This is a genomic window from Nocardia sp. NBC_00403, assembly GCF_036046055.1.
Lineage (GTDB): Bacteria > Actinomycetota > Actinomycetes > Mycobacteriales > Mycobacteriaceae > Nocardia.
Map to the genome: position 1 here is coordinate 7,958,527 of NZ_CP107939.1, position 19,607 is coordinate 7,978,133.

Consider the following 19,607-nt stretch of genomic DNA (forward strand, 5'->3'; position numbering starts at 1 on the left):
GATACACGTCAAAATGGATGCCGTGTCTGCTCTTCATGTCCACCGATTCGGGCCCGCCGACGGGCCGGTCGTCCTGGCCCTGCACGGCGTCGTCGGCCACGGCAAACGCTGGGAAGCCATCGCAACCGAGCACCTGCCCGATGTCCGAATAATCGCTCCTGACCTGCGTGGACACGGCCGCTCAACCGGGCTGCCGCCGTGGAATTTCGAGACCATCGTCGCCGATCTCGCCGGGGTCCTCGCCGCGGAAACCGACGAACCCGTTGTGGTGGTCGCGCACTCGTTCGGTGGCGCATGTGCGCTGCACCTCGCCGATAGCCATCCGGAATTGGTGCGCAAGTTGGTGTTGCTCGACTCGGCTATCGCCTTGGAACCGGAACTGCTCATGGACGTCGCGCTGTCGAGTCTGGCCTCGCCGGACTACGTGGACGTCGAGCATGCGCGGCGAGACAAGATGGCGACCGGCTGGAGCGAGGTCGACCCGCGCCTGCTGGATGCGGAACTGGCCGAGCATCTGATGCCGACCGCCGACGGCCGCGTCGGCTGGCGGATCAGCCTGCCCGCCGTCAACTCCTACTGGGGTCAGCTGGCCCGCCACTACGTTCTGCCGCCGCGCGATCTGCCGACGGTGCTCGTGCAGGCCATGAAGGTGGTGCCGCCGTTCGTGACACCGGAGTTCCGTGCCGCCCTGATCGAGCGGCTCGGCGACAATCTGACGCTGCTCGAATGGGACTGCGATCACATGGTGGCCCAGATCCGTCCCGCCGAGACGGCGGCGCTGATCCGATCGGCGCTCTGATCGCGATGGCCACCTCGGATGCCCAGGTCGAGCTGGTCCGCGCGCTGGTCGCGACGATCCCGCTCGGCCGGGTGGCCACCTACGGTGACATCGCCGCGGCGGCGGGGCTTTCCACGCCGCGCACGGTCGGCTGGATCATGCGCACCGATGCCGCTGATCTGCCATGGCATCGAGTCATCGGGGCGGGCGGCAAGCCGGCCGCGCATCTGGCCGAGCGGCAACTACAGCTGCTCGCCGAGGAAGGTGTCGCGATCCGTGACGGGCGAGTCGACCTGCGCGCAGCGCGTTTCTCCTTCCCCGGCGCACCGAACGGGTAGTGCCGCGCAATCCCGTCACGCCGCCCACGTTCGACGGTTACCGTGGAAGTCATGTCCACCCGCCTGGCGTCGGTCGTGTTCGACGCAGACCGGCCGCGGTTCGTCGCGAACTTCTGGGCCGAATTGCTCGGCTGGGGGGTGACCGTGGACCGCGTCGACGAAGTCGACGTCGCCGCGCCCGACCCCGACGGCCTCGAGCTGGCCCTGACCTTCCTCCCAGCGGCGTGTGCGAAGCGCGCGAAGAACCGCATCCACCTCGACCTCGCCAGTCGCTCTATCGACCACCAGCGCGTGCAGGTCGATCGGGCGCTTTCGCTCGGTGCGCGCCGCATCGACATCGGCCAGGGAGCCGCGCCGTGGATGGTGCTCGCCGATCCGGAGGGCAATGAATTCTGCGTGTTGGAGCCGAGGGAGGAGTACGTGGACACCGGTGCGGTCGCGGCGATTGTCATCGACACGCACGAACCGGTCCGGCTTGCCGAGTTCTGGTCCGCCGCGTCCGGCTGGCCGATGGAACATGCCGGTGCGCAGGTAGCCGGCCTGCGCTCGGCGACGGGGCTCGGTTCCTGGCTGGAGTTCGTGTGGACGCCCGACGTGAAGTGCGGACGCAATCGACTGCACCTGGATCTGTCCTCCTTCCCCACCGACGACCAGGCCGAGGAGGTGGCCAGGCTCCGGGCGGCGGGCGCGACCCAGATCTCGACCGGAGATATCGGTGGCGCGCCGGGGCAGGTACTCGCCGATCCGGAGACAAATGAGTTCTGCCTGCTCCGACCGGCCTCGAGCTACACGACGGTCTGATCCACCGCGCCCGCTTGGGCGGTTGTGCAGCGCCGACGAATTAGCATGTCGGCCATGTTGTTCCTCGCCCAAGGTTTCGGCTTGTGACGGCCGCCGACGCGATCATCCTCGCGGGCGGACGTGCCAGCCGCATGGGCGGCGTGGACAAACCCGCCATCATTATCGGCGGACGATCGATGCTCGATGCGGCGCTTGCCGCCGTCGCAGGCTGTGTGCGCACCGTCGTCGTCGGGCCGCAACGGCCGGAGTTGACTTCAGCGATCCGGCAAGTTCGGGAAGTCCCGCCGGGGTCGGGACCGGTGGCCGCGGTCGACGCGGGCTTGCGGGCGCTCGGCGCCGCCGCGTCGCCGCTGGTGGTGGTGCTCGCCGCGGACATGCCGTTCCTGACCGGGGCGGTAGTCGTCGAATTGATCAGGCACGCCACCGAATCCGGCGCCGACGCGGTGTTCGCCGCCGACGAGTCCGGGCGGCCGCAGTACCTCACCGGAGTGTGGCGGCGCTCGGCGCTCGCCGCAGCCCTCGCGAAGCTGGATTCGCTGGTCAATCAGCCGATGAAGGCGCTGGTTCCGACAGATACAGTGACCGTGGCGATGCCGGGGATCGCCGATTGCGACACCGACGAGCAGGTGCGGCGCGCGCGAGCGGCGGCACGGACGGTGGACGACGCGGCCGATACGAGCGCTGCGCCGCAGGCGAACCCGCCCGCTCCCGCCCGGGCGGCAGGGGCCGGACCGGTGGGGCCGACCTCGAGCTTCGCGGCGTCACGGCGGGAGCGCCCCGCACTGACTCTCGACGAGGCGCGAAACACGTTGCGCACCGATATCTCTCGACTGACCGCGTATCGGGCCGACCTGCGTTCGGTCCGCGGCGCGGCACTGGCCGCGCCGTTGTCGGCCGTCGGCCCGCTGCCACGCTTCGATGTGTCGGCGATGGACGGATACGCGGTCGCAGGTGACGGCCCCTGGCGCCTGCGCCGCGATATCGGTTTCGCGGGTGGACAGCGCCCTGTCGGATTGCTGACCGGAGAGGCGGTCCGCATCGCCACCGGCGCGCACGTGCCCGACGGCACCACCCACGTCGTGCGGGACGAGTTCGCGACGGTCGACGCGAACAACACCCTGCACCGGCTCCCCGACACTCCCTTGCGCGAGGACATCCGCCGCAGTGGCGAGGACCGCAGCCGCGGCGATCTGATCGCACCCGAAGGCACCCCGGTCAGCGCGACTCTGATCTCGGCGGCCGCCAGCGTGGAGGCGACCGAAGCACTGGTCCGCGGCCCGGTCCGGGCCCGCATCGTCATGACCGGTGACGAAATCCGCAGCCGGGGCCCGCTGCGCGTCGGCCAGACCCGCGACTCCATCGGTCCGGTGCTGCCGGACATGTTGTCCTGGTACGGCATTCACACCATCGCCCGCGTCCATCTGCGCGACACGCCCAATGGATTCGACGAAGTCCTCACCGCCGCAACCGATTGCGATGTCCTGGTGATCGTCGGCGCGACCGGAGGCGGCGCCGCCGACCAGCTGCGCGGCGCCCTGACCCGTGCGGGCGCCAGGATCCTGGTGCACCGCCTGCGCCTACGCCCCGGCGGCTCCACCGTCGTCGCGGAACTTCCCTCGGGCACCGCCGTCCTCGGTCTGCCCGGCAATCCCTTCGCCGCCGTCGCCATCTTGATGGCGCTGGCCCCCGCCCTCGTCGACGGCCGCATCGGCAGCCCACCGCGGCGCGCACTGACCGGCCCCCTGCACAACGCCTCCGAGATCGCGGGCCCGGTCCCCCGCATCGTCCCGGCCCGGCTCGACCAGGACGGCGGCTGGCGCGGCGACGCCCACATCCGAACCACCCATCTCGGCGGCCTCATCGACCGCGACGGCTTGGTCATCGTCCCCACCGAAGCAACCGACGGCGTTCAGGTCGAATTCTTGCCCCTGCTCAGCTGATTTCAGTCGCCCATTTCCGCCCATTTCCACCGAAATGGCCATGAATCGTCCGACACATCGACATTTTCCTTCCGCGATTGATGCCTGCTCGCTATTGTGTGGTTGTTAGGCGAACATTAATCCCCCGGAAAGGACCGAGTGGAGATGGCTGAAAAGTCCAAGAAGACGCCTAAGAAAATGCCCAAGCAGATGCCTCGGCAGCAGCAACAGCAGCGCCAGGAGCAGGGCATGCCGCGAGCAGGCGGGGGCGCTGAAGGCCAGAAGATGATGCCGGACCAGCAGCGACGCCAGGGCGAGAACGACCCCAACCGCATCGATCGGCGACCGGGGCAGCACTGATCCAAGTCCTGTAGAACGGGCCGCTGGTTCCTGCATTGCAGGGTCCAGCGGCCCGTTTCAATTGTGTGGATAAATTCGAGCTTTCTCCTCACGCACCGATACGCAGCAGCGATTCGGAATCGACATCCACCGACCTTCTGGCGACCGTCGGATCAGGAGTCGGCACCGCATCGAGCAGTCGCCGCGTGTAATCCTCGCGCGGGCGAGCGAAAACATCTGTCACCGGTCCGGTTTCGACAACGGATCCCGCGCGCAGCACCACGACCCGGTCGGCCACCTGATGCACGACGGCGAGATCGTGACTGATGAACAGGCAGGCGAAGCCGTACTCGGCACGGAGGTCCGCGAACAGGTCGAGGACCTGAGCCTGGACCGAGACGTCGAGCGCGCTGGTCGGCTCGTCGGCCACCAGCAGCCGTGGCGCGAGGGCGAAGCACGCGCGAGGGCGACCCGTTGCCGCTGGCCGCCGGAGAGCTCACCCGGCCGATGAGTGGCGTAATCCCGTGGCAGACAGCGGATTCAACAGATCGCCGACCTTCGCACGCCCCCGCTACACCGGCAACCTGCGTTCGGTGATCTATATGCCGGTCCCGATCCGTGTCCCCGACGCCACTATCGAGGCGGTGGAACGCGAGGCGGAGTTCGTTGCGGAATAGGCGCAGCGTGCACCACGGCCACCCGCGCACAGCCGAGGCGAATTTCGGACATCGGGCCCGGTCGGATACCGTTTACCAGGCACAACGGCCCTCTTCACGACGAGAAGGACGCACCTGATGGACGACAGTTCCCTCATCTGGGACGACGGTGCGCTGGTCACCATCGACCAGCGCGGGCTGCCGCACGAGGTGCGGGAGTTGCGGCTCACGACGGTCGAGGACATCGTCGACGCCATCCGGGGGCTCGCCATCCGCGGCGCACCGGCCATCGGCATCGCGGGGGCGTTCGGGGTGGTCATCGCCACCGCCGCGAACACCGCGGACGGTGTCGTCGATGTGGCGCGGGTCGAAGCGGAGGCCGAGCGCATCGTGGCCACCAGGCCCACCGCGGTGAACCTGGCATGGGCGGTGCGGCGAGTCACGGCTCAGGTGCCGCTCGGTGTGGACGCGGTGCTCGCGGAGACGCTGGCGATCCTGGCCGAGGACGGGCGCGTCAACCGCGCCGCCGCGACGAATGCCGCCGATCTCGTGCAGGAGCTCTGCCCTGGTCGCCCGCTGCGCGTGCTGACCCACTGCAACACCGGCAGGCTCGCGACGAGCGCCTTCGGCACTGCAATCGGCGCGATTCGGGTGCTGTCGGAGCGCGGCGCGATCGAGAACGTCCTGGTCGACGAGACCCGCCCGCTGCTGCAGGGTGCACGGCTGACGACCTGGGAGCTCGCCGCGGCGGGCATCCCGCACCGACTCACCATCGACTCCGCGGCTGCCTGGGCGATGGCCACCGGTCAAGTCGACTGTGTACTGGTCGGCGCCGACCGCGTCACCCTCAACGGGGACGTCGCGAACAAGATCGGGACCTATGCCCTGGCGCTGGCGGCCCGCCATCACGGCATCCCGTTCATCGTCGTCGCCCCCGAGTCCACCCGTGACCCGAATATGGCGACCGGGCGCGACATCGTCGTGGAACAGCGCGCCCCTGCCGAGGTCACCGGATTCGGCGGTGTCTCAACAGCTCCCACGGGCACCGAGGTCTTCAACCCGGCCTTCGATGTCACGCCGGCCGACCTCGTGACCGCCGTGGTCACCGAGCTGGGCGTCGTCCATCGTGCGGGATCTGCTGTCCCCGAACACCATCCGGGCCGCGAGATCGCCGACATCGCGCGCGAGCTCTACCACCGCGGCTGGATGCCGGGCACGGCGGGCAATATCTCGGTACGCACCGCGGAGACCGCGGTGATCACCGGCAGCGGCCTCGCCAAAGGTGAACTGTCCGAGCGCGACATGGTGATCGTCCGCGTGCTGGATTCGACTCCGGTAGCTCCGCAGCAGCGGAAACCGTCGGCGGAGACCACCATTCACACCGCGGTGTATCGGACGACCGACGCGGCCGCGGTCGTGCACATCCATCCGCCGTACGCGACGACCCTCTCGACGCAGACCGGTTCTCCCGATGACCCGACCATCCTGCGCATCACCGACTTCGAACTCATCAAGGGACTCGGCAGCGCCGACCCGGCGGCCGTCGACATCCCGGTGTTCCCCAACTGGCGCGATGTCGCGCGCATCGGCGCCGACATCGAGCGGTACCTGTCCGAGAACCCGACCGCACCGCCGGTATTGGGCATCGCCGGCCACGGCATCACCACCTGGGGGGACAATCTGTCCCAGGCACGCGATCGCGCCGAATGCCTCGAGGCGCTGTGCGAACTGGTGCTGCGGACCGGGCGGCGGCAGGTCGGCTTACGTGACGAGATCCTCGAGATAGGACTGAGATGACGCTTTTGCAGGTGATGGCCGCCGACGATGCCGACAAGGTGCTGCTGCGGACCACCGACGACGCGGTGATCGCTGCGCAATTGGCCGACCGCGGAATCACTTTCGACCGCTGGCCGGTGGTGGACAACGCCGCCGACACCACCTCGGACGCGCTGCTGGCCGAGTACGCCGACCGGGTCGCCGAGCTCAATGCCGCCGGCCGCTACCGCCACATCGACATCGCGCGCATCCACCCCGACGACGCGAACCCCGAATGGCCGCAGATCGCGAAGGGCGCCCGCGAGAAGTTCCTCAACGAACACCGGCACGCCGAGGACGAGGTGCGCTTCTTCGCAGGCGGACGCGGGTGCTTCTACCTGCACCTCGATAATGCGGTGCTGGCCGTCGTCTGCGAGGGCGGCGACCTGCTCTCGGTCCCGGCCGCAACCCTGCACTGGTTCGATATGGGCACCCGCCCCGATTTCATCGCTATCCGTTTCTTCGAGGAAGAAGACGGCTGGGTCGGCGATTTCACCGGTGACCGCATCAGCGAAGGTTTCCCGACCCTCGACCAGCTGCTCGCCGCGCCGTGATCGCCGCAGTCGTCGTCGATATCGAAGGCACCACCAGCCCGACCAGCTCGGTGCGCGAGGATCTGTACGGCTACACCAGGGCCAGGCTCCCCGAGTGGCTTGCCGAAAACCGGATGGATGCTGCCGTCCCCATCGTCGCGGCGACCAGGGCACTTGCCGAACGCCCCGACGCCGACGAGGCCGAGGTGGCCGCGATCCTGCGCGACTGGCTCGGCTCGGATGTCAAGGCCGAGCCGCTCAAGGCCGCCCAGGGGCTGATCTGTCACGAAGGCTTCCGCTCCGGCGCTCTGCACGGCGAGTTCTTTCCCGACGTCGCGCCAGCGCTCGCCGCATGGCGGGCCGCCGGGCTCGACCTCTATGTGTATTCGTCGGGATCGGTACGCAACCAGCAGGATTGGTTCGCCTTCGCCCGCGGTGGCGAACTCGCCTCGCTGATCGGCGGCTATTTCGATCTGTCCACCGCGGGGCCGAAGCGGGAATCCTCGTCTTACGAGAAGATCGCGGGCGCCATCGGCACGCCCGCCGAGCGGGTCCTGTTCCTATCCGACCACCCGGATGAACTCGATGCCGCCGTCGCGGCGGGTTGGTCGGCGATCGGCGTCCACCGCCCCGGCGAACCGAATCCGCCGCGACCACCGCACCGCTGGATCGACTCGTTCGCCGAAGTCCAGCTGCGCTGAATCAGCTCCAGCTGCGCCGAGTCACCCCAACCCTGCGCCGAGTCGTTCTCAGCTGTGGCCGGTCCGCGGCTCAAGCTCCGGAGATACCGATCCGGTTGCGCACCGCGCCCAGGTGGCTGTGCTGGACGGAAGCGAAGATACGGCGTGCATGGACCGCGACGGGACTGGTCGACCAGGGCGCCAGTGCGGTGGTGAACATGAGTTCACACCAGGACATGGCGGGTACATCGCCCGCGGCCAGCGTTGCGATGAGCGACATCTCGGTGTCGTGGCCCGCCCATGCGGCGAGCAGCCAGGCCGTGTCGAGCCTGCCGAGGAATTCCTCGGCATCCTCCGGTGGACCGTGCGGGGTATCGACGGCGAGATGGACGACCGCCGCAATCGCGTGCCGCATCCTGGCATCCAATCCGACGGCGTCGTGCAGCAGCAGCGCTTCCAGCGCGGAGCGCAGCTCTACACCGGGGTCGATCACCGAGTTGTCGGCCATCGAGGTGATAGCGCGCGAACTGCGAATCATAGGAACTGTCTCCTTCGAGTCGGTATCGAGTGGTGGGTTCGCGATGACCGAACGCAGAGCGCACAGCTCGAGCACACCCGGGCGGGCGTCCTCGACCAGGCTGACCAGCGCACCCGGGTTCCAGTCCAGCCTGCCGAAGGCCAGGCACCAGTCCAGCGCCGGATTGTCCTCGGCTACCACCACATCCAGCGCCAGTCCCGACATCGACGCGGTGCACGCCAGGGTGATGGCATCCACGTCGGGTTCGGTGATGGTCAGATGCAGGGTCGCTTCGTCGTGGCCCGCGTCGGCGCGGGCCCGGCCCGCCAACCAGACCGCGCGGGCGGCGGCGGCCATTGCGCCGGCACGGCGGTCACCGTGCGGATGATCGAGATCAGTATCGAGAAAGGGGCCGTACCAGAGCGCTCGGCCCTCGTCACCGCATACCGCGAAGGTGCCGTTCGAGCAGTCCGCGGCCGCGGCCAGCGTGATGTGGGGCACCAGTTGGATGTCATTCACCATGAAACACTCACTCCCGCAATGTGCGCGCAACCTGTCCTCATCGGCCGGATACTCGTGAGGTCGTCACCAACTTCGCGAATTTCCCGATAAGCGGATCAAATACGCTCCGACACGGCTTGTCCTGAAAATCGATAACATCGAGCAAACCCTGTGATGTACTTACACTGGCCAGTGAAACTCCGACCGGACGCAACACACCACTGTGTAGCGCATCCGGTGGGCATTACCGTGGTCGGTGGCCTTTGGGCGGTAACGCCGCCGCCATGCTCTGCGTTCAATCTGGCTCGGTGACAGTTCATTTCCAGTCGAATTGGACCCACGGACCTGTCCTGCTGCTCGCCCACGGATTTCCCATAGACGAATCCATGTTCGATCCTTACTGAAAAACTTGACCGCCGTGGGAATCAATGTGGTGACGTGGATGCGTGCGGCCACGGCGGAACAAGAGCACCGCGCGACGAGCCGGTCACTTATTGGGATCCAGCAGCCGACGCACTTTCGGTATCGAATGCGCTCGGTGCCGAAAAGGCCGTTATCGGTGGGATGAGTCAGGGTGGTTAGGCGGCGCTGCGCACCGCCCTGCTCGCACCCGATCGCGTACTCGGACTCGCTCTGCTCGACACCGAGGCAGGCGCGTGCAGCCTGCCCGAATGGACGCGTTGCCGCGCTTTCTTCGACGCCTGGTGCGGTCAGGACCCCTTGCGCCGATCGCCGAGACCCTGGCGCCGCAGCTGATCGACGGCCCGGACCCGGCCGCGGAGACGCGGTGGATCACCCGTCGGCGAGCGGGTGATCGCCTTGCTCATGCGCCGTGCTCGCTACGAACCGAACGATTCCGTGGTGGGCACGGTCGCGGGGCACGATGTGCGGATGCCGAGAAAGAATTGGACCCTGCCCGGATAACTACCGGAGTCCACCCGGAACATCTGGACATCGAGGCTGTAGCACTCGTCGGTGTCGAGGTCACGGATATGCATCGGCTGGTCTCTGCCATAGATGGTGCGGCCCGCGGCCCACATGGTTCGGAATTCCGGATACTCGCCGAGTTCGTCGAGCAGTTCGGCAGACCATGCGGTGTCGCCCGATTGGCCGATGAGGCCGCGCAGCCAGTCCACCGTGAGCGCGGCCTCGCGCCGCCAATCGACCATGACCCGCTTGGACAACTCGTTGCCGAAAAACCAGCGCAAGATATTGGCGTCCTCGACCAACCCGGGAAAAGTGGCGTTGTAGGCCTCATTACAGGACAGAATGTTCCACCGGGTATCCAGGTAGCCGGCGGCATTCGGCTCATGCAGTCGCAGTCCGTTGCGCATGTCGTCACTGATCTCGGCGCGCAACTGTGGTACGCCGGGAAACGTTTCTTCGGCCAGCCCCGCCAGGTCGAAAAGATGTCTACGCTCGGCATCTGCCAACGGGCTTATCCGATCCAGATAGGCGATCAGTGAGGTCACTACCGCCTTGGTCGGGTGATCGCGATCGCCGCCCTCGAGATGGGTGACATAGCTGGAGCTGACCCCCGCGGCGAATGCCAGCTTTTCCCGGGATATGCGCCGATCGTCACGCAGTCGGCGCAGCAGCCCCCCGAAGGTTGGGGGCCGCACTTGATTCCCTTCGCCGGCATCGGTCGACTTGCTTGGCACAGCAATCCACTCCTACGAAGCTGTAGTCGTATCAACGAGTTGGGTACATCTACACGAGAGGCAAGCTGAACAGTTCGCGGCGCGCACACGATGGGCTGGTCATGACCCCATCGTCGACGATGTGAGCCCGCGCCCATGGGAGTCGATATTAAACGACATTCGTTCTTTATATTCGAAGCACACGCCGCCGAATAGCAACGTTGCAGAAATCTATTCGGGGTCGAATCCGGCTCGCGGCCACCAATATTCGAGATCAAGGCCCACATCGGCAGCCCAGCGGAGCCAAGACACCTACGATCACCCGGCAGGCCGGAATCGCCGAATGGTTGCAGGACACGAAATCCGCGCCACGCGACGGCCGTGCCGATCCGGCCGCCGCGGTGTTCCAGACGTTCGACTGTCGTGATCGCGGCGACCGAATCCCGACGCGCTTCGAGACAGCCCATCGAAGCCAGGCCACACTCGGCCGCCGCCGGCGCGGTGGCCGGATCCTCCGACATCTCGACGGTGCCGATCGGTGACAGCACGCACCGCCACGCAGGCACCGCCACCCGCGGCCGATTCGATCGCAGCCTCGAACCTCTATACGTACGAAGGATAATCCGCCGGCATGTCGGCCGCCGAAATTGTCGGCAAATGCACAGCGACACCGCGCGGCGCTTGCAATAATCGCTCGGCACGTCATATCCGCAGGACCGCAGGGCACGACAAATCACCCACGGCACCCAGCGAGAACGTGTTAACAAATGTAAAGCAAACAATAACCAGCGGTTTCCAAAGCTTCACCGGCAAGCCCCCGAAACACTTGCCGGTAGCGGCATTTCAGCCGGTCAGACCGCATCGACGCTGGTCGAACGCAGGCCAGCAGCGATTCGCCGCTACCGCACGGTGACCGTCATATTGCCGCGACCTCACAGCTCACCGAGCATACGCGCGCGTTGTGAGAGAACCATTTTGACGCGCCACCCGACCTCCTTACAGTCGGAGCATCAGCCCGATTTCACAGCTCGAAGGGGGCGTCGTGGTTAATTCACGCACTCGGGGCTCCGCGCCCTCCGATTCGGCCGATCGGCCATCGCCCGATGCCGGCGATGCGCTCCTTCGATTGGGCAAATACTTTCGGCGCGGTGAGGCCTCCGCCGATCAACGCAGCTTGCATCAGGTCGGCGGGCGCAGCGCCGACGAGTTCTACCGAGATCGGTGGTCACACGACAAGGTCGTGCGCTCCACGCACGGAGTCAACTGCACCGGGTCGTGCTCATGGAAGATCTACGTCAAGGACGGCGTGATCGCCTGGGAGTCCCAGCAGACCGACTATCCCTCGGTCGGTTCGGACAAGCCCGAGTACGAGCCACGCGGCTGTCCGCGCGGCGCCTCGTTCTCCTGGTACACCTACTCCCCGGCGCGAGTGCGCTACCCGTATGTGCGCGGCGTGCTGTTGGAGATGTACCGGGAAGCCAAGGAACGCTGTAAAGATCCGGTGCTGGCCTGGGCCGATATCGTCGAGAACCCGGTCAAGGCCGAGCGCTACAAGTCCGCTCGCGGCAAGGGCGGTTTCGTGCGGGCCGAGTGGTGGGAGGCCGCGGAGATCGCCGCTGCCGCGCACGTACACACCATCAAACGCTACGGTCCGGACCGCGTGGCGGGCTTCTCACCCATCCCCGCCATGTCCATGGTCAGCCATGCTGTCGGCGCCCGGTTCATCTCCCTACTCGGCGGCTCGATGCTGTCGTTCTACGACTGGTACGCCGACCTTCCGGTGGCCTCGCCGCAGGTGTTCGGCGACCAGACCGATGTTCCGGAATCAGCCGACTGGTTCGATGCGGGCTACCTGATCATGTGGGGCTCGAATGTGCCGGTCACCCGAACGCCGGACGCGCATTACATGACCGAAGCCCGCTATCGCGGGCAGAAGGTCGTTGTGGTGTCCCCCGACTATGCCGACAACACCAAGTTCGCCGACGAATGGGTGCCCGCGCGGCCGGGGACCGACGCGGCCCTCGCCATGTCGATGGGGCACGTCATCCTGAAGGAGTTCTTTGTCGATCGCGGCACGCCGCGGTTCCTGGACTACATCAAGCGCTACACCGACTTGCCGTTCTTGGTGTGCGTGGACGACCCGGAGGGCTGGGACGCCGACGGCGTCTATCACCACGACGGCGCGGTACCCGGCAAGTTCCTCACCGCCGCCGACCTCGGCCGGACCGGCGAGGGTGTGGAGCACAAGCCGGTTCTGCTGGATGAGGCGGGAAAACCCGTGGTGCCCAATGGTTCTCTGGGCCACCGCTTCAGCGCCAGCGATGCGGGCAAGTGGAACCTCGACCTCGAAGGTGTCGATCCGCTGTTGACGCTGCACGGCAGACCGGACCAGAAGTCGGTCACGGTGCGGCTGCCGCGCTTCGATTCCGACACCCCGGGCGTGCTGGTGCGTGGCGTGCCGACCACGATGATCGGTGGCAGGCGCGTCACCACCGTCTTCGATCTGCTGTTGGCGCAGTACGGCGTCGGCCGGGACGGACTGCCCGGTGAGTGGCCGACCGGCTACGACGACGCCTCCCAGCCCTATACCCCGGCCTGGCAGGAGACGATCACCGGCGTTCCCGCCGCACAGGCCGAGCGGATCGCCCGCGAATTCGCCGACAACGCCGACAAATCCGGCGGCCGCTCAATGATCCTGATGGGGGCTGGCACCAACCACTGGTTCCACTCCGATCAGATCTACCGTGCCTTCTTCACGCTGACCCTGCTCACCGGATGTCAGGGCGTCAACGGCGGCGGCTGGGCGCATTATGTGGGTCAGGAGAAGTGCCGCCCGGTAACCGGGTGGGCGACTTTGGCTTTCGGCCTGGACTGGCAGCGCCCGCCACGGCAGATGCAGGGCACGGTGTTCTGGTACCTGAGCAACGACCAATGGCGCTACGACCCGTTCACCGCACAGGCCTTCGCCTCCCCGTTGGGCAGCGGTGCCTTCGCGGGACGGACCGCCGCCGACAATATCGCGCTGGCAAGCCGACTCGGTTGGATGCCGAGTTACCCGACCTTCGACCGTAATCCGCTCGACCTTGCCGACGAGGCCGACGCGGCGGGCAAGAGCGCCCCCGACCACGTGGTGGACAGCCTCAAATCGGGCGCGCTGCGTTTCGCCTGCGAAGATCCCGATGCGCCGGAGAACTTCCCGCGCTGCCTGACCGTATGGCGCGCCAACCTGCTCGGATCCTCGGGTAAGGGCAACGAATACTTCCACCGGCATCTGCTCGGCGCGGACTCCAACCTGCAAACCACCGACGACACCGGCGTGCGGCCGCAAGAGCTGGTCTGGCGGGAGAACGCACCGACCGGAAAGCTCGATCTCCTACTCTCCCTCGACTTCCGGATGACAAGCACCACCCTGTTCTCCGATATCGTGTTGCCCGCCGCGACCTGGTACGAGAAGCACGATCTGTCCTCGACCGACATGCACCCCTTCGTGCACGCGTTCTCCCCCGCTATCTCCCCGCCGTGGGAGGCCAAGACCGATTTCGATGCCTTCCACCGGATCGCACGCGGCTTCTCCTGGATGGCCGAAAAGCATCTCGGCACGCGCAAGGACATCGTCGCGGTGCCGCTGCAGCACGATTCACCCGATGCGCTCGCGCAGGTCGGCGGCCGGGTGCTGGACTGGAAAGCCGGTGAGTGTGAGCCGATTCCGGGCAAGACCATGCCGAAGATCGTGGTGGTGGAGCGGGACTACTCGAAGATCGCGGAGAAAATGGCCGCGCTCGGACCGCTCGTCGAAACACTCGGTCTCACGACCAAGGGCGTCACCACCCACCCTGACGAAGAGGTCGCCTACCTCGCCGGTGTGAACGGCACCGCGGTTTCCGGTGTGGCGCAGGGTCGCCCGTCGCTGGCGAAGGACACGCACGCCGCTGAGACGATCCTCGCGTTGTCCGGCACCACCAACGGCAGGCTCGCGGTCGAAGGGTTCCAGGCGCTGGAGCGGCGCACCGGAACCGAGCTGGCCGATCTGGCCGCCGAGCATGAGGGCAAGCGAATCACCTTCGCCGACACCCAGGCCCGGCCGGTCCCGGTCATCACCTCGCCGGAGTGGTCGGGCAGCGAAACCGGCGGCCGGCGGTACTCGCCGTTCACCATCAACACTGAGCGGCTCAAGCCATGGCACACCCTCACCGGACGCCAACACTTCTATCTCGACCACGACTGGATGGTCGAACTCGGTGAGCAACTCCCGATCTTCCGACCGCCCTTGGACATGACGGCCTTGTTCAGCGAGCCGGATGTGGGCGAGGTCGGCGCGGGCGGTGTGACGGTCCGGTATCTCACGCCGCACTCGAAGTGGTCGATCCACTCGGCATACCAGGACAACCTGCACATGCTGACGCTGTCCCGGGGCGGCCAATCGATCTGGATGTCGGAGAAGGACGCCGCGAAAATCGGTGTGGCCGACAATGATTGGATCGAAGCGGTCAATCGCAACGGTATCGTCGTCGCCCGCGCGATCGTCAGCCATCGGATGCCGGAAGGCACCGTGTTCATGTATCACGCCCAGGACCGGGCGGTGGGTGTGCCACGCATCGAAACGAGCTCCGAGGTCAACGATGCGCGCGGCAAGCGCGGCGGCATCCACAACGCGCTCACCCGCATCATGATCAAGCCCTCACACCTCATCGGCGGCTACGCGCAGCAGTCCTTCGCGCTGAACTACCACGGCCCCACCGGAAATCAGCGCGACGAAGTGACGACGATCCGTCGCCGCTCGCAGGAAGTGGAGTACTGATATGCGCGTGATGGCACAGATGGCCATGGTGATGAACCTCGACAAGTGCATCGGCTGCCACACCTGCAGCGTCACCTGTAAGCAGGCATGGACCAATCGCGGTGGCACCGAATACATGTGGTTCAACAATGTGGAAACCCGACCAGGACAGGGCTATCCACGGCAGTACCAGGACCAGGAGAAGTGGAAGGGCGGCTGGGAACTCAGCAGGCGCGGCAAGCTGACCCTGAAATCCGGCTCCCGGATGAAGCGGCTGCTGAACATCTTCGCCAATCCGGACTTGCCGACGGTGACCGATTACTACGAGCCGTGGAGCTACGACTACGACAACCTGCTGTCGGCTCCGGCCATGGACACCACGCCGGTTGCCCAGCCGAAATCACTGATCACCGGGAAGAACACCGACATCACCTGGGGCGCGAACTGGGATGACGACCTCGGCGGCGGCCCGGAGCAGGTCGGCAAGGATCCACTGCTCGCGCGGCTGTCGGATCAGGTGAAGCTGGAGTTCGAGCAGACCTTCATGTTCTATCTGCCGCGGATCTGCGAGCACTGCCTCAACCCGTCGTGCGTCGCCTCGTGTCCCTCTGGCGCGATCTACAAGCGCTCCGAAGACGGCATTGTGCTGGTCGATCAGGACAAGTGTCGAGGGTGGCGACAGTGCGTCACCGGCTGCCCGTACAAGAAGATCTACTTCAACCACAAGACCGGCAAAGCCGAGAAGTGCACCTTCTGCTACCCGCGCGTGGAAGTCGGCATGCCGACGGTGTGTTCGGAAACTTGCGTCGGGCGGCTGCGCTACATCGGCGTGATGTTGTACGACGCCGACGCCGTGCTCGCGGCCGCGTCCGTCACCGACACCAAGGATCTCTATCCTTCGCAGCTGGGTGTTTTCCTCAATCCGCACGATCCCCGAGTGGTCGCCGAGGCCGAACGCGCCGGGATCTCACCGGAATGGATCGATGCAGCACAGAACTCGCCGGTGTACAAGCTGATCGTCGATTACCAGATCGCGCTTCCGCTGCACCCGGAATACCGGACCATGCCGATGGTTTGGTACGTGCCACCGCTGTCGCCGGTGGTAGATGTGCTGTCGGAGACCGGTCACGACGGCGAGAATGCCTCGAACCTGTTCGGCGCCATCGACGCACTGCGCATCCCGATCGAATACCTCGCCGAGCTTTTCACCGCCGGTGAGGTCGGGCCGGTGCGCGCCGCGCTCCAGCGGCTCGCGGCGATGCGGTCTTTTATGCGCTCGGTGAATCTCGGGGTGGAACCGGATCCTTCGATCGCACCGTCGGTGCGGCTGGAGCCGGAGGAGATCGAGGCGATGTACCGGCTGCTCGCCATCGCGAAATACGAACACCGCTATGTGATTCCGACCGGTGCGGGGACCCAGGCGCACGAGTTGGACTCTCTCGCCACCGGCTGCAGCCTGGACACCGACGGCGGGCCCGGTATGACGGCATTCGACACGATGGTCGAGAAGTTCCATCTCACCGACACCAATGGCGCGGCGCCGGAGGAGAAGTCGAATCGCATCAACCTCCTGAACTGGGACGGGCGCAACACCGAGGGATTGCTTCCCGCCGCGAACGCCGCCAATGGCAACGGCACCCACAGCACCAACGGCCATGGCACGAACGGCGCGGCACGTGATGCTTCGGCCACCACGCCGACCGGAGCACAGCGATGAGTCTGCTGAAGGTACGCCGGCGACCCGAACCGGTCGTCCCGATGCCCGAGCGGGATCGCCACCTGGTGTGGCGGATCGCCGCACTGCTGCTCGACTACCCCGGCGAGCAGTTGCTGGCCGAGATCGACCAGATATCCGACGCCGCAGCACAATTGCCCGTCGAGGTGCGCCCGCACCTGCTGGACTTCCTCGCCCATCTGCGCAGCGTCGCGCAGCTCGAGCTGGCGAAGAAGTACGTCGAGACCTTCGATATGCGCCGCAGGTCAAGCATGCACCTGACGTTCTACGCCTATGGCGACACCCGCAAGCGCGGGATGGCGCTGCTGCGGTTCAAGCACGCCTACCGGCATGCGGGCGTGGAGCTCGGCGACGAGGAATTGCCCGACCATCTGCCGGTGCTGCTGGAGTTCGCGGCGACCGTCGACCCGATCGGCGGCGAACGCCTGCTCGGCGAGCACGTGCCGGTCATCGAACTACTACGACTGTCGCTGGCCGACAACGGGTCCCCGTATGCCGGGGTGCTGGCCGCCGTGGTGGCCACCCTGCCGCCGCTGACCACCGCGGACCGGCGGCGCATTGCCGAACTGGCCGCGCAGGGCCCACCAGAGGAAGAAGTCGGGCTCGACACCTTCGCCATGGACCCCGCGCTGTTGGACGGATCAGGAGGCCGCCGATGACGACCACCTTCTGGATGACGCTGCCCTATGTGGCGTTCACCTCGTTCCTGCTCGGGCATCTGTGGCGCTATCGAAACGACCAATTCGGCTGGACCACAAGGTCATCGCAGATCTATGAGAGTCGTCTGCTGCGCCTCGGCAGCCCGCTGTTCCACTTCGGCATGCTCGGCGTGATCGGCGGGCATGTGCTCGGTGTGCTGATACCGGAGTCCTGGACCGCGGCCGTCGGCATCTCCGAGCACACCTACCACGTGGTCGCGGTATCGGCGGGATCTGTCGCCGGACTCGCGGTGCTACTCGGCGTCGGTATCCTGCTCTACCGCCGCGTCACCGTGCCCGCCGTCCGCAAGGCAACCACCCGCAACGACCAGCTCATGTACGTGCTGCTGGCCGCAGCTCTCGTCACCGGCCTGCTCAACACCTGGGGCAGCAACCTGCTGTGGGGCACCTACAACTACCGCGAAACCGTCTCCCCCTGGTTCCGTAGCCTTTTCACGCTCCACCCTCGGCCCGAGCTGATGGTCGACACCCCGTGGACCTTCCAAGTCCATGGCCTGGTCGTGCTGACACTAATCGGGATCTGGCCCTACACCCGCCTGGTCCACATGTTCAGCGCCCCCTTCGGCTACCTCACCCGTCCCTACATCGTCTACCGCAGTAAAGAATCCAATGCCCCCGACAAGCGCCGCTATGCCCGCGCCTGGGATGCCCCCGTCACGCCGGAACACTGGCGCTGACCCCGAGTTCGGGTCCTCTCACCCGATGCCCGATAGCCCCGTCCTTCCACCTCGGAGGGGCGGGGCTGTCCCTGTCCTGGACAGGCCCTATCCGGGCTCAGGCCTGGTCGTAGGCGTCCTGAAGTATCTGCAGGTCGATCTTGGACATGCTGCGCAGTGCGGTGGCGACGGCTGTGGTCTTGGCGGGGTCGGCGCCCATCATCTTGGCGAGCGCGGAGGGGGCCACCTGCCAGGACAGGCCGTAGCGATCGGTGAGCCAACCGCACGGCCCCGGCTCGCCGCCCTCGACCAACGCGTCCCACAGACGATCGACCTCGGCCTGGGTGTCGACGATGAGCTGCACCGACGCGGCGTCGGTGAGCGGGTGCCCCGGACCGCCGTTCATCAGGGTGTAGGACTGGCCGTCGAGTTCGATGGCGACGATGAAAGCCGAACCGTCCGGGTGGCGGGTCACCTCGACGACGTGGGAGTTCGGCACGATTTCGGTGTAACGGGTGGCGGCTTCCTCGGCCTGGCTGTCGAACCAGAAGAAGGTGGTGACGGTCATGGTGGGCTCCTTACTCGATGGCTGACTTGCTGTCACCCTTCGGTCGGAGCCGCCTGCCGCGCTTCGACGTATGTCGGGGAGATTTCTCGAGATTCTTTCCGCGGGCACTCGGTGCGAGTCAGGCGCAGGGCGGGGCGTCCGCGTCCTGGAAGAGAGGTTTGCCGGTGGGTGGGGCATAGACCACATCGAGGACAAGCGGTTCGGTGCCCAGGTTCCGCCCGATATGGACATTCCATGAGCCGGCAGGTTCGTAGATGAACTCGCCCATGCGGTACACGGGCGCGACACAATCCGGGCCGGGGTGGGTCAAAGTGCCGGAGCGAACGAAGGCGAAGACCGGGCCGTCATGGTAATGCCACCCGGTGGAACCGCCTGGGCCGATGGTGATTTCGCGGACGACGAGGTCTGTTCCGGTGACGAAAGGCAGCAGCCCGGCCGGTATCTGGGTTTGAGCCAAGGTGACCGCCGTGATGTCCGACCCCGGAGTGGCGTGCGCGGTGGCCGCGCCCAAGGATGAACCGCCCAGCATCAGCACCGCAATGCCCGCACGTATGAATGGCGTCATCGAGGCAGCCTAATCATCCGCACCCGCCCTGGGAAAGGGCCGACCGCCGAGAGTTCCTCGGCCACTGAAA

The 19,607-nt window shown here is 66.4% G+C and carries 17 protein-coding genes and 1 pseudogene; 13 read left to right on the forward strand and 5 right to left on the reverse strand.

The features are described from left to right. Positions 1–13 precede the first annotated feature (13 nt). The 5 genes from OHQ90_RS35755 to OHQ90_RS35775 all read left to right on the forward strand — a co-directional run bounded on the left by OHQ90_RS35755 (position 14) and on the right by OHQ90_RS35775 (position 4,196). Positions 14–799, forward strand: a complete 786-nt coding sequence (locus tag OHQ90_RS35755; protein WP_328405210.1) for an alpha/beta hydrolase — start codon at positions 14–16, stop codon at positions 797–799. Between the two features lie 5 nt (positions 800–804). Then, on the forward strand, positions 805–1,116 hold the full coding sequence (locus tag OHQ90_RS35760; protein ID WP_328405212.1) for an MGMT family protein: 312 nt from the start codon (positions 805–807) through the stop codon (positions 1,114–1,116). Positions 1,117–1,167: 51 nt separating this feature from the next. Then, positions 1,168–1,917 (forward strand): VOC family protein, encoded by a 750-nt coding sequence (locus OHQ90_RS35765; RefSeq protein WP_328405214.1) that lies wholly within the window; start codon positions 1,168–1,170, stop codon positions 1,915–1,917. A gap of 83 nt (positions 1,918–2,000) precedes the next feature. After that, entirely contained in the window at positions 2,001–3,857 is a 1,857-nt protein-coding gene (locus OHQ90_RS35770; RefSeq protein WP_328405216.1) for an NTP transferase domain-containing protein, read from the forward strand. Positions 3,858–4,001: 144 nt separating this feature from the next. After that, a complete protein-coding gene (locus tag OHQ90_RS35775; protein WP_328405218.1) occupies positions 4,002–4,196 on the forward strand; it encodes a hypothetical protein in 195 nt (64 codons plus the stop codon). Positions 4,197–4,284: 88 nt separating this feature from the next. Here OHQ90_RS35775 and OHQ90_RS35780 read toward each other — a convergent pair. Then, positions 4,285–4,706 (reverse strand): annotated as a pseudogene (locus OHQ90_RS35780) (ATP-binding cassette domain-containing protein); the annotation flags it as partial. On the opposite strand from OHQ90_RS35780, the gene OHQ90_RS35785 reads away from it, so the two are divergent. The 4 genes from OHQ90_RS35785 to mtnC all read left to right on the forward strand — a co-directional run bounded on the left by OHQ90_RS35785 (position 4,700) and on the right by mtnC (position 7,880). Further along, the gene (locus OHQ90_RS35785) at positions 4,700–4,852 is read left to right on the forward strand and encodes a hypothetical protein (RefSeq protein WP_328405220.1); all 153 of its coding nucleotides are present in this window, start codon (positions 4,700–4,702) and stop codon (positions 4,850–4,852) included. The pseudogene OHQ90_RS35780 and the gene OHQ90_RS35785 overlap by 7 nt on opposite strands. Positions 4,853–4,969: 117 nt before the next feature. After that, positions 4,970–6,628 (forward strand): S-methyl-5-thioribose-1-phosphate isomerase, encoded by a 1,659-nt coding sequence (gene mtnA / locus OHQ90_RS35790; RefSeq protein ID WP_328405222.1) that lies wholly within the window; start codon positions 4,970–4,972, stop codon positions 6,626–6,628. After that, complete coding sequence (locus OHQ90_RS35795; protein WP_328405224.1) at positions 6,625–7,200, forward strand: 1,2-dihydroxy-3-keto-5-methylthiopentene dioxygenase; 576 nt, start codon at positions 6,625–6,627, stop codon at positions 7,198–7,200. The genes mtnA and OHQ90_RS35795 overlap by 4 nt, the downstream gene beginning before the upstream one ends. Further along, positions 7,197–7,880, forward strand: coding sequence for an acireductone synthase (gene mtnC, locus OHQ90_RS35800; RefSeq protein WP_328405226.1), 684 nt, complete (start codon positions 7,197–7,199; stop codon positions 7,878–7,880). Before OHQ90_RS35795 ends, mtnC begins: the two co-directional genes overlap by 4 nt. 70 nt (positions 7,881–7,950) lie before the next feature. Here the strand turns inward: mtnC and OHQ90_RS35805 are convergent, their stop codons facing one another. Together OHQ90_RS35805 and OHQ90_RS35810 are read right to left on the reverse strand one after the other, a co-directional pair. Continuing rightward, positions 7,951–8,898 (reverse strand): hypothetical protein, encoded by a 948-nt coding sequence (locus OHQ90_RS35805; protein WP_328405228.1) that lies wholly within the window; start codon positions 8,896–8,898, stop codon positions 7,951–7,953. Between the two features lie 818 nt (positions 8,899–9,716). Then, positions 9,717–10,538 carry a helix-turn-helix transcriptional regulator gene (locus OHQ90_RS35810; protein WP_328405230.1) on the reverse strand — a complete coding sequence of 274 codons (822 nt, stop codon included), beginning with the start codon at positions 10,536–10,538 and terminating at the stop codon, positions 9,717–9,719. Between the two features lie 1,021 nt (positions 10,539–11,559). Here OHQ90_RS35810 and OHQ90_RS35815 point away from each other — a divergent pair. From OHQ90_RS35815 to narI, 4 genes are read left to right on the forward strand one after another with little or no spacing between them, the layout of a single operon-like run. Next, the gene (locus tag OHQ90_RS35815) at positions 11,560–15,315 is read left to right on the forward strand and encodes a nitrate reductase subunit alpha (RefSeq protein WP_442941253.1); all 3,756 of its coding nucleotides are present in this window, start codon (positions 11,560–11,562) and stop codon (positions 15,313–15,315) included. A gap of 1 nt (position 15,316) precedes the next feature. After that, positions 15,317–17,011, forward strand: coding sequence for a nitrate reductase subunit beta (gene narH / locus OHQ90_RS35820; protein WP_328405234.1), 1,695 nt, complete (start codon positions 15,317–15,319; stop codon positions 17,009–17,011). Then, complete coding sequence (gene narJ / locus OHQ90_RS35825; protein WP_328405236.1) at positions 17,008–17,688, forward strand: nitrate reductase molybdenum cofactor assembly chaperone; 681 nt, start codon at positions 17,008–17,010, stop codon at positions 17,686–17,688. The genes narH and narJ overlap by 4 nt, the downstream gene beginning before the upstream one ends. Continuing rightward, positions 17,685–18,425 (forward strand): respiratory nitrate reductase subunit gamma, encoded by a 741-nt coding sequence (gene narI, locus OHQ90_RS35830; RefSeq protein WP_328405238.1) that lies wholly within the window; start codon positions 17,685–17,687, stop codon positions 18,423–18,425. The genes narJ and narI overlap by 4 nt, the downstream gene beginning before the upstream one ends. 97 nt (positions 18,426–18,522) lie before the next feature. On the opposite strand, the gene OHQ90_RS35835 is transcribed toward narI, so the two are convergent. Together OHQ90_RS35835 and OHQ90_RS35840 are read right to left on the reverse strand one after the other, a co-directional pair. Then, entirely contained in the window at positions 18,523–18,972 is a 450-nt protein-coding gene (locus OHQ90_RS35835) for a VOC family protein (protein WP_328405240.1), read from the reverse strand. 118 nt (positions 18,973–19,090) lie between these two features. Beyond that, positions 19,091–19,537 (reverse strand): cupin domain-containing protein, encoded by a 447-nt coding sequence (locus OHQ90_RS35840; protein WP_328405242.1) that lies wholly within the window; start codon positions 19,535–19,537, stop codon positions 19,091–19,093. Positions 19,538–19,607 lie beyond the last annotated feature (70 nt).

Bases quoted from the DNA above. Each gene is read 5' to 3' on its own strand.
- OHQ90_RS35755 (WP_328405210.1), top strand. From the start codon at position 14: ATGGATGCCGTGTCTGCTCTTCATGTCCACCGATTCGGGCCCGCCGAC.
- OHQ90_RS35760 (WP_328405212.1), top strand. From the start codon at position 805: ATGGCCACCTCGGATGCCCAGGTCGAGCTGGTCCGCGCGCTGGTCGCG.
- OHQ90_RS35765 (WP_328405214.1), top strand. From the start codon at position 1,168: ATGTCCACCCGCCTGGCGTCGGTCGTGTTCGACGCAGACCGGCCGCGG.
- OHQ90_RS35775 (WP_328405218.1), top strand. From the start codon at position 4,002: ATGGCTGAAAAGTCCAAGAAGACGCCTAAGAAAATGCCCAAGCAGATG.
- mtnA (WP_328405222.1), top strand. From the start codon at position 4,970: ATGGACGACAGTTCCCTCATCTGGGACGACGGTGCGCTGGTCACCATC.
- OHQ90_RS35795 (WP_328405224.1), top strand. From the start codon at position 6,625: ATGACGCTTTTGCAGGTGATGGCCGCCGACGATGCCGACAAGGTGCTG.
- OHQ90_RS35805 (WP_328405228.1), bottom strand. From the start codon at position 8,898: ATGGTGAATGACATCCAACTGGTGCCCCACATCACGCTGGCCGCGGCC.
- narH (WP_328405234.1), top strand. From the start codon at position 15,317: ATGCGCGTGATGGCACAGATGGCCATGGTGATGAACCTCGACAAGTGC.
- narJ (WP_328405236.1), top strand. From the start codon at position 17,008: ATGAGTCTGCTGAAGGTACGCCGGCGACCCGAACCGGTCGTCCCGATG.
- narI (WP_328405238.1), top strand. From the start codon at position 17,685: ATGACGACCACCTTCTGGATGACGCTGCCCTATGTGGCGTTCACCTCG.
- OHQ90_RS35835 (WP_328405240.1), bottom strand. From the start codon at position 18,972: ATGACCGTCACCACCTTCTTCTGGTTCGACAGCCAGGCCGAGGAAGCC.
- OHQ90_RS35840 (WP_328405242.1), bottom strand. From the start codon at position 19,537: ATGACGCCATTCATACGTGCGGGCATTGCGGTGCTGATGCTGGGCGGT.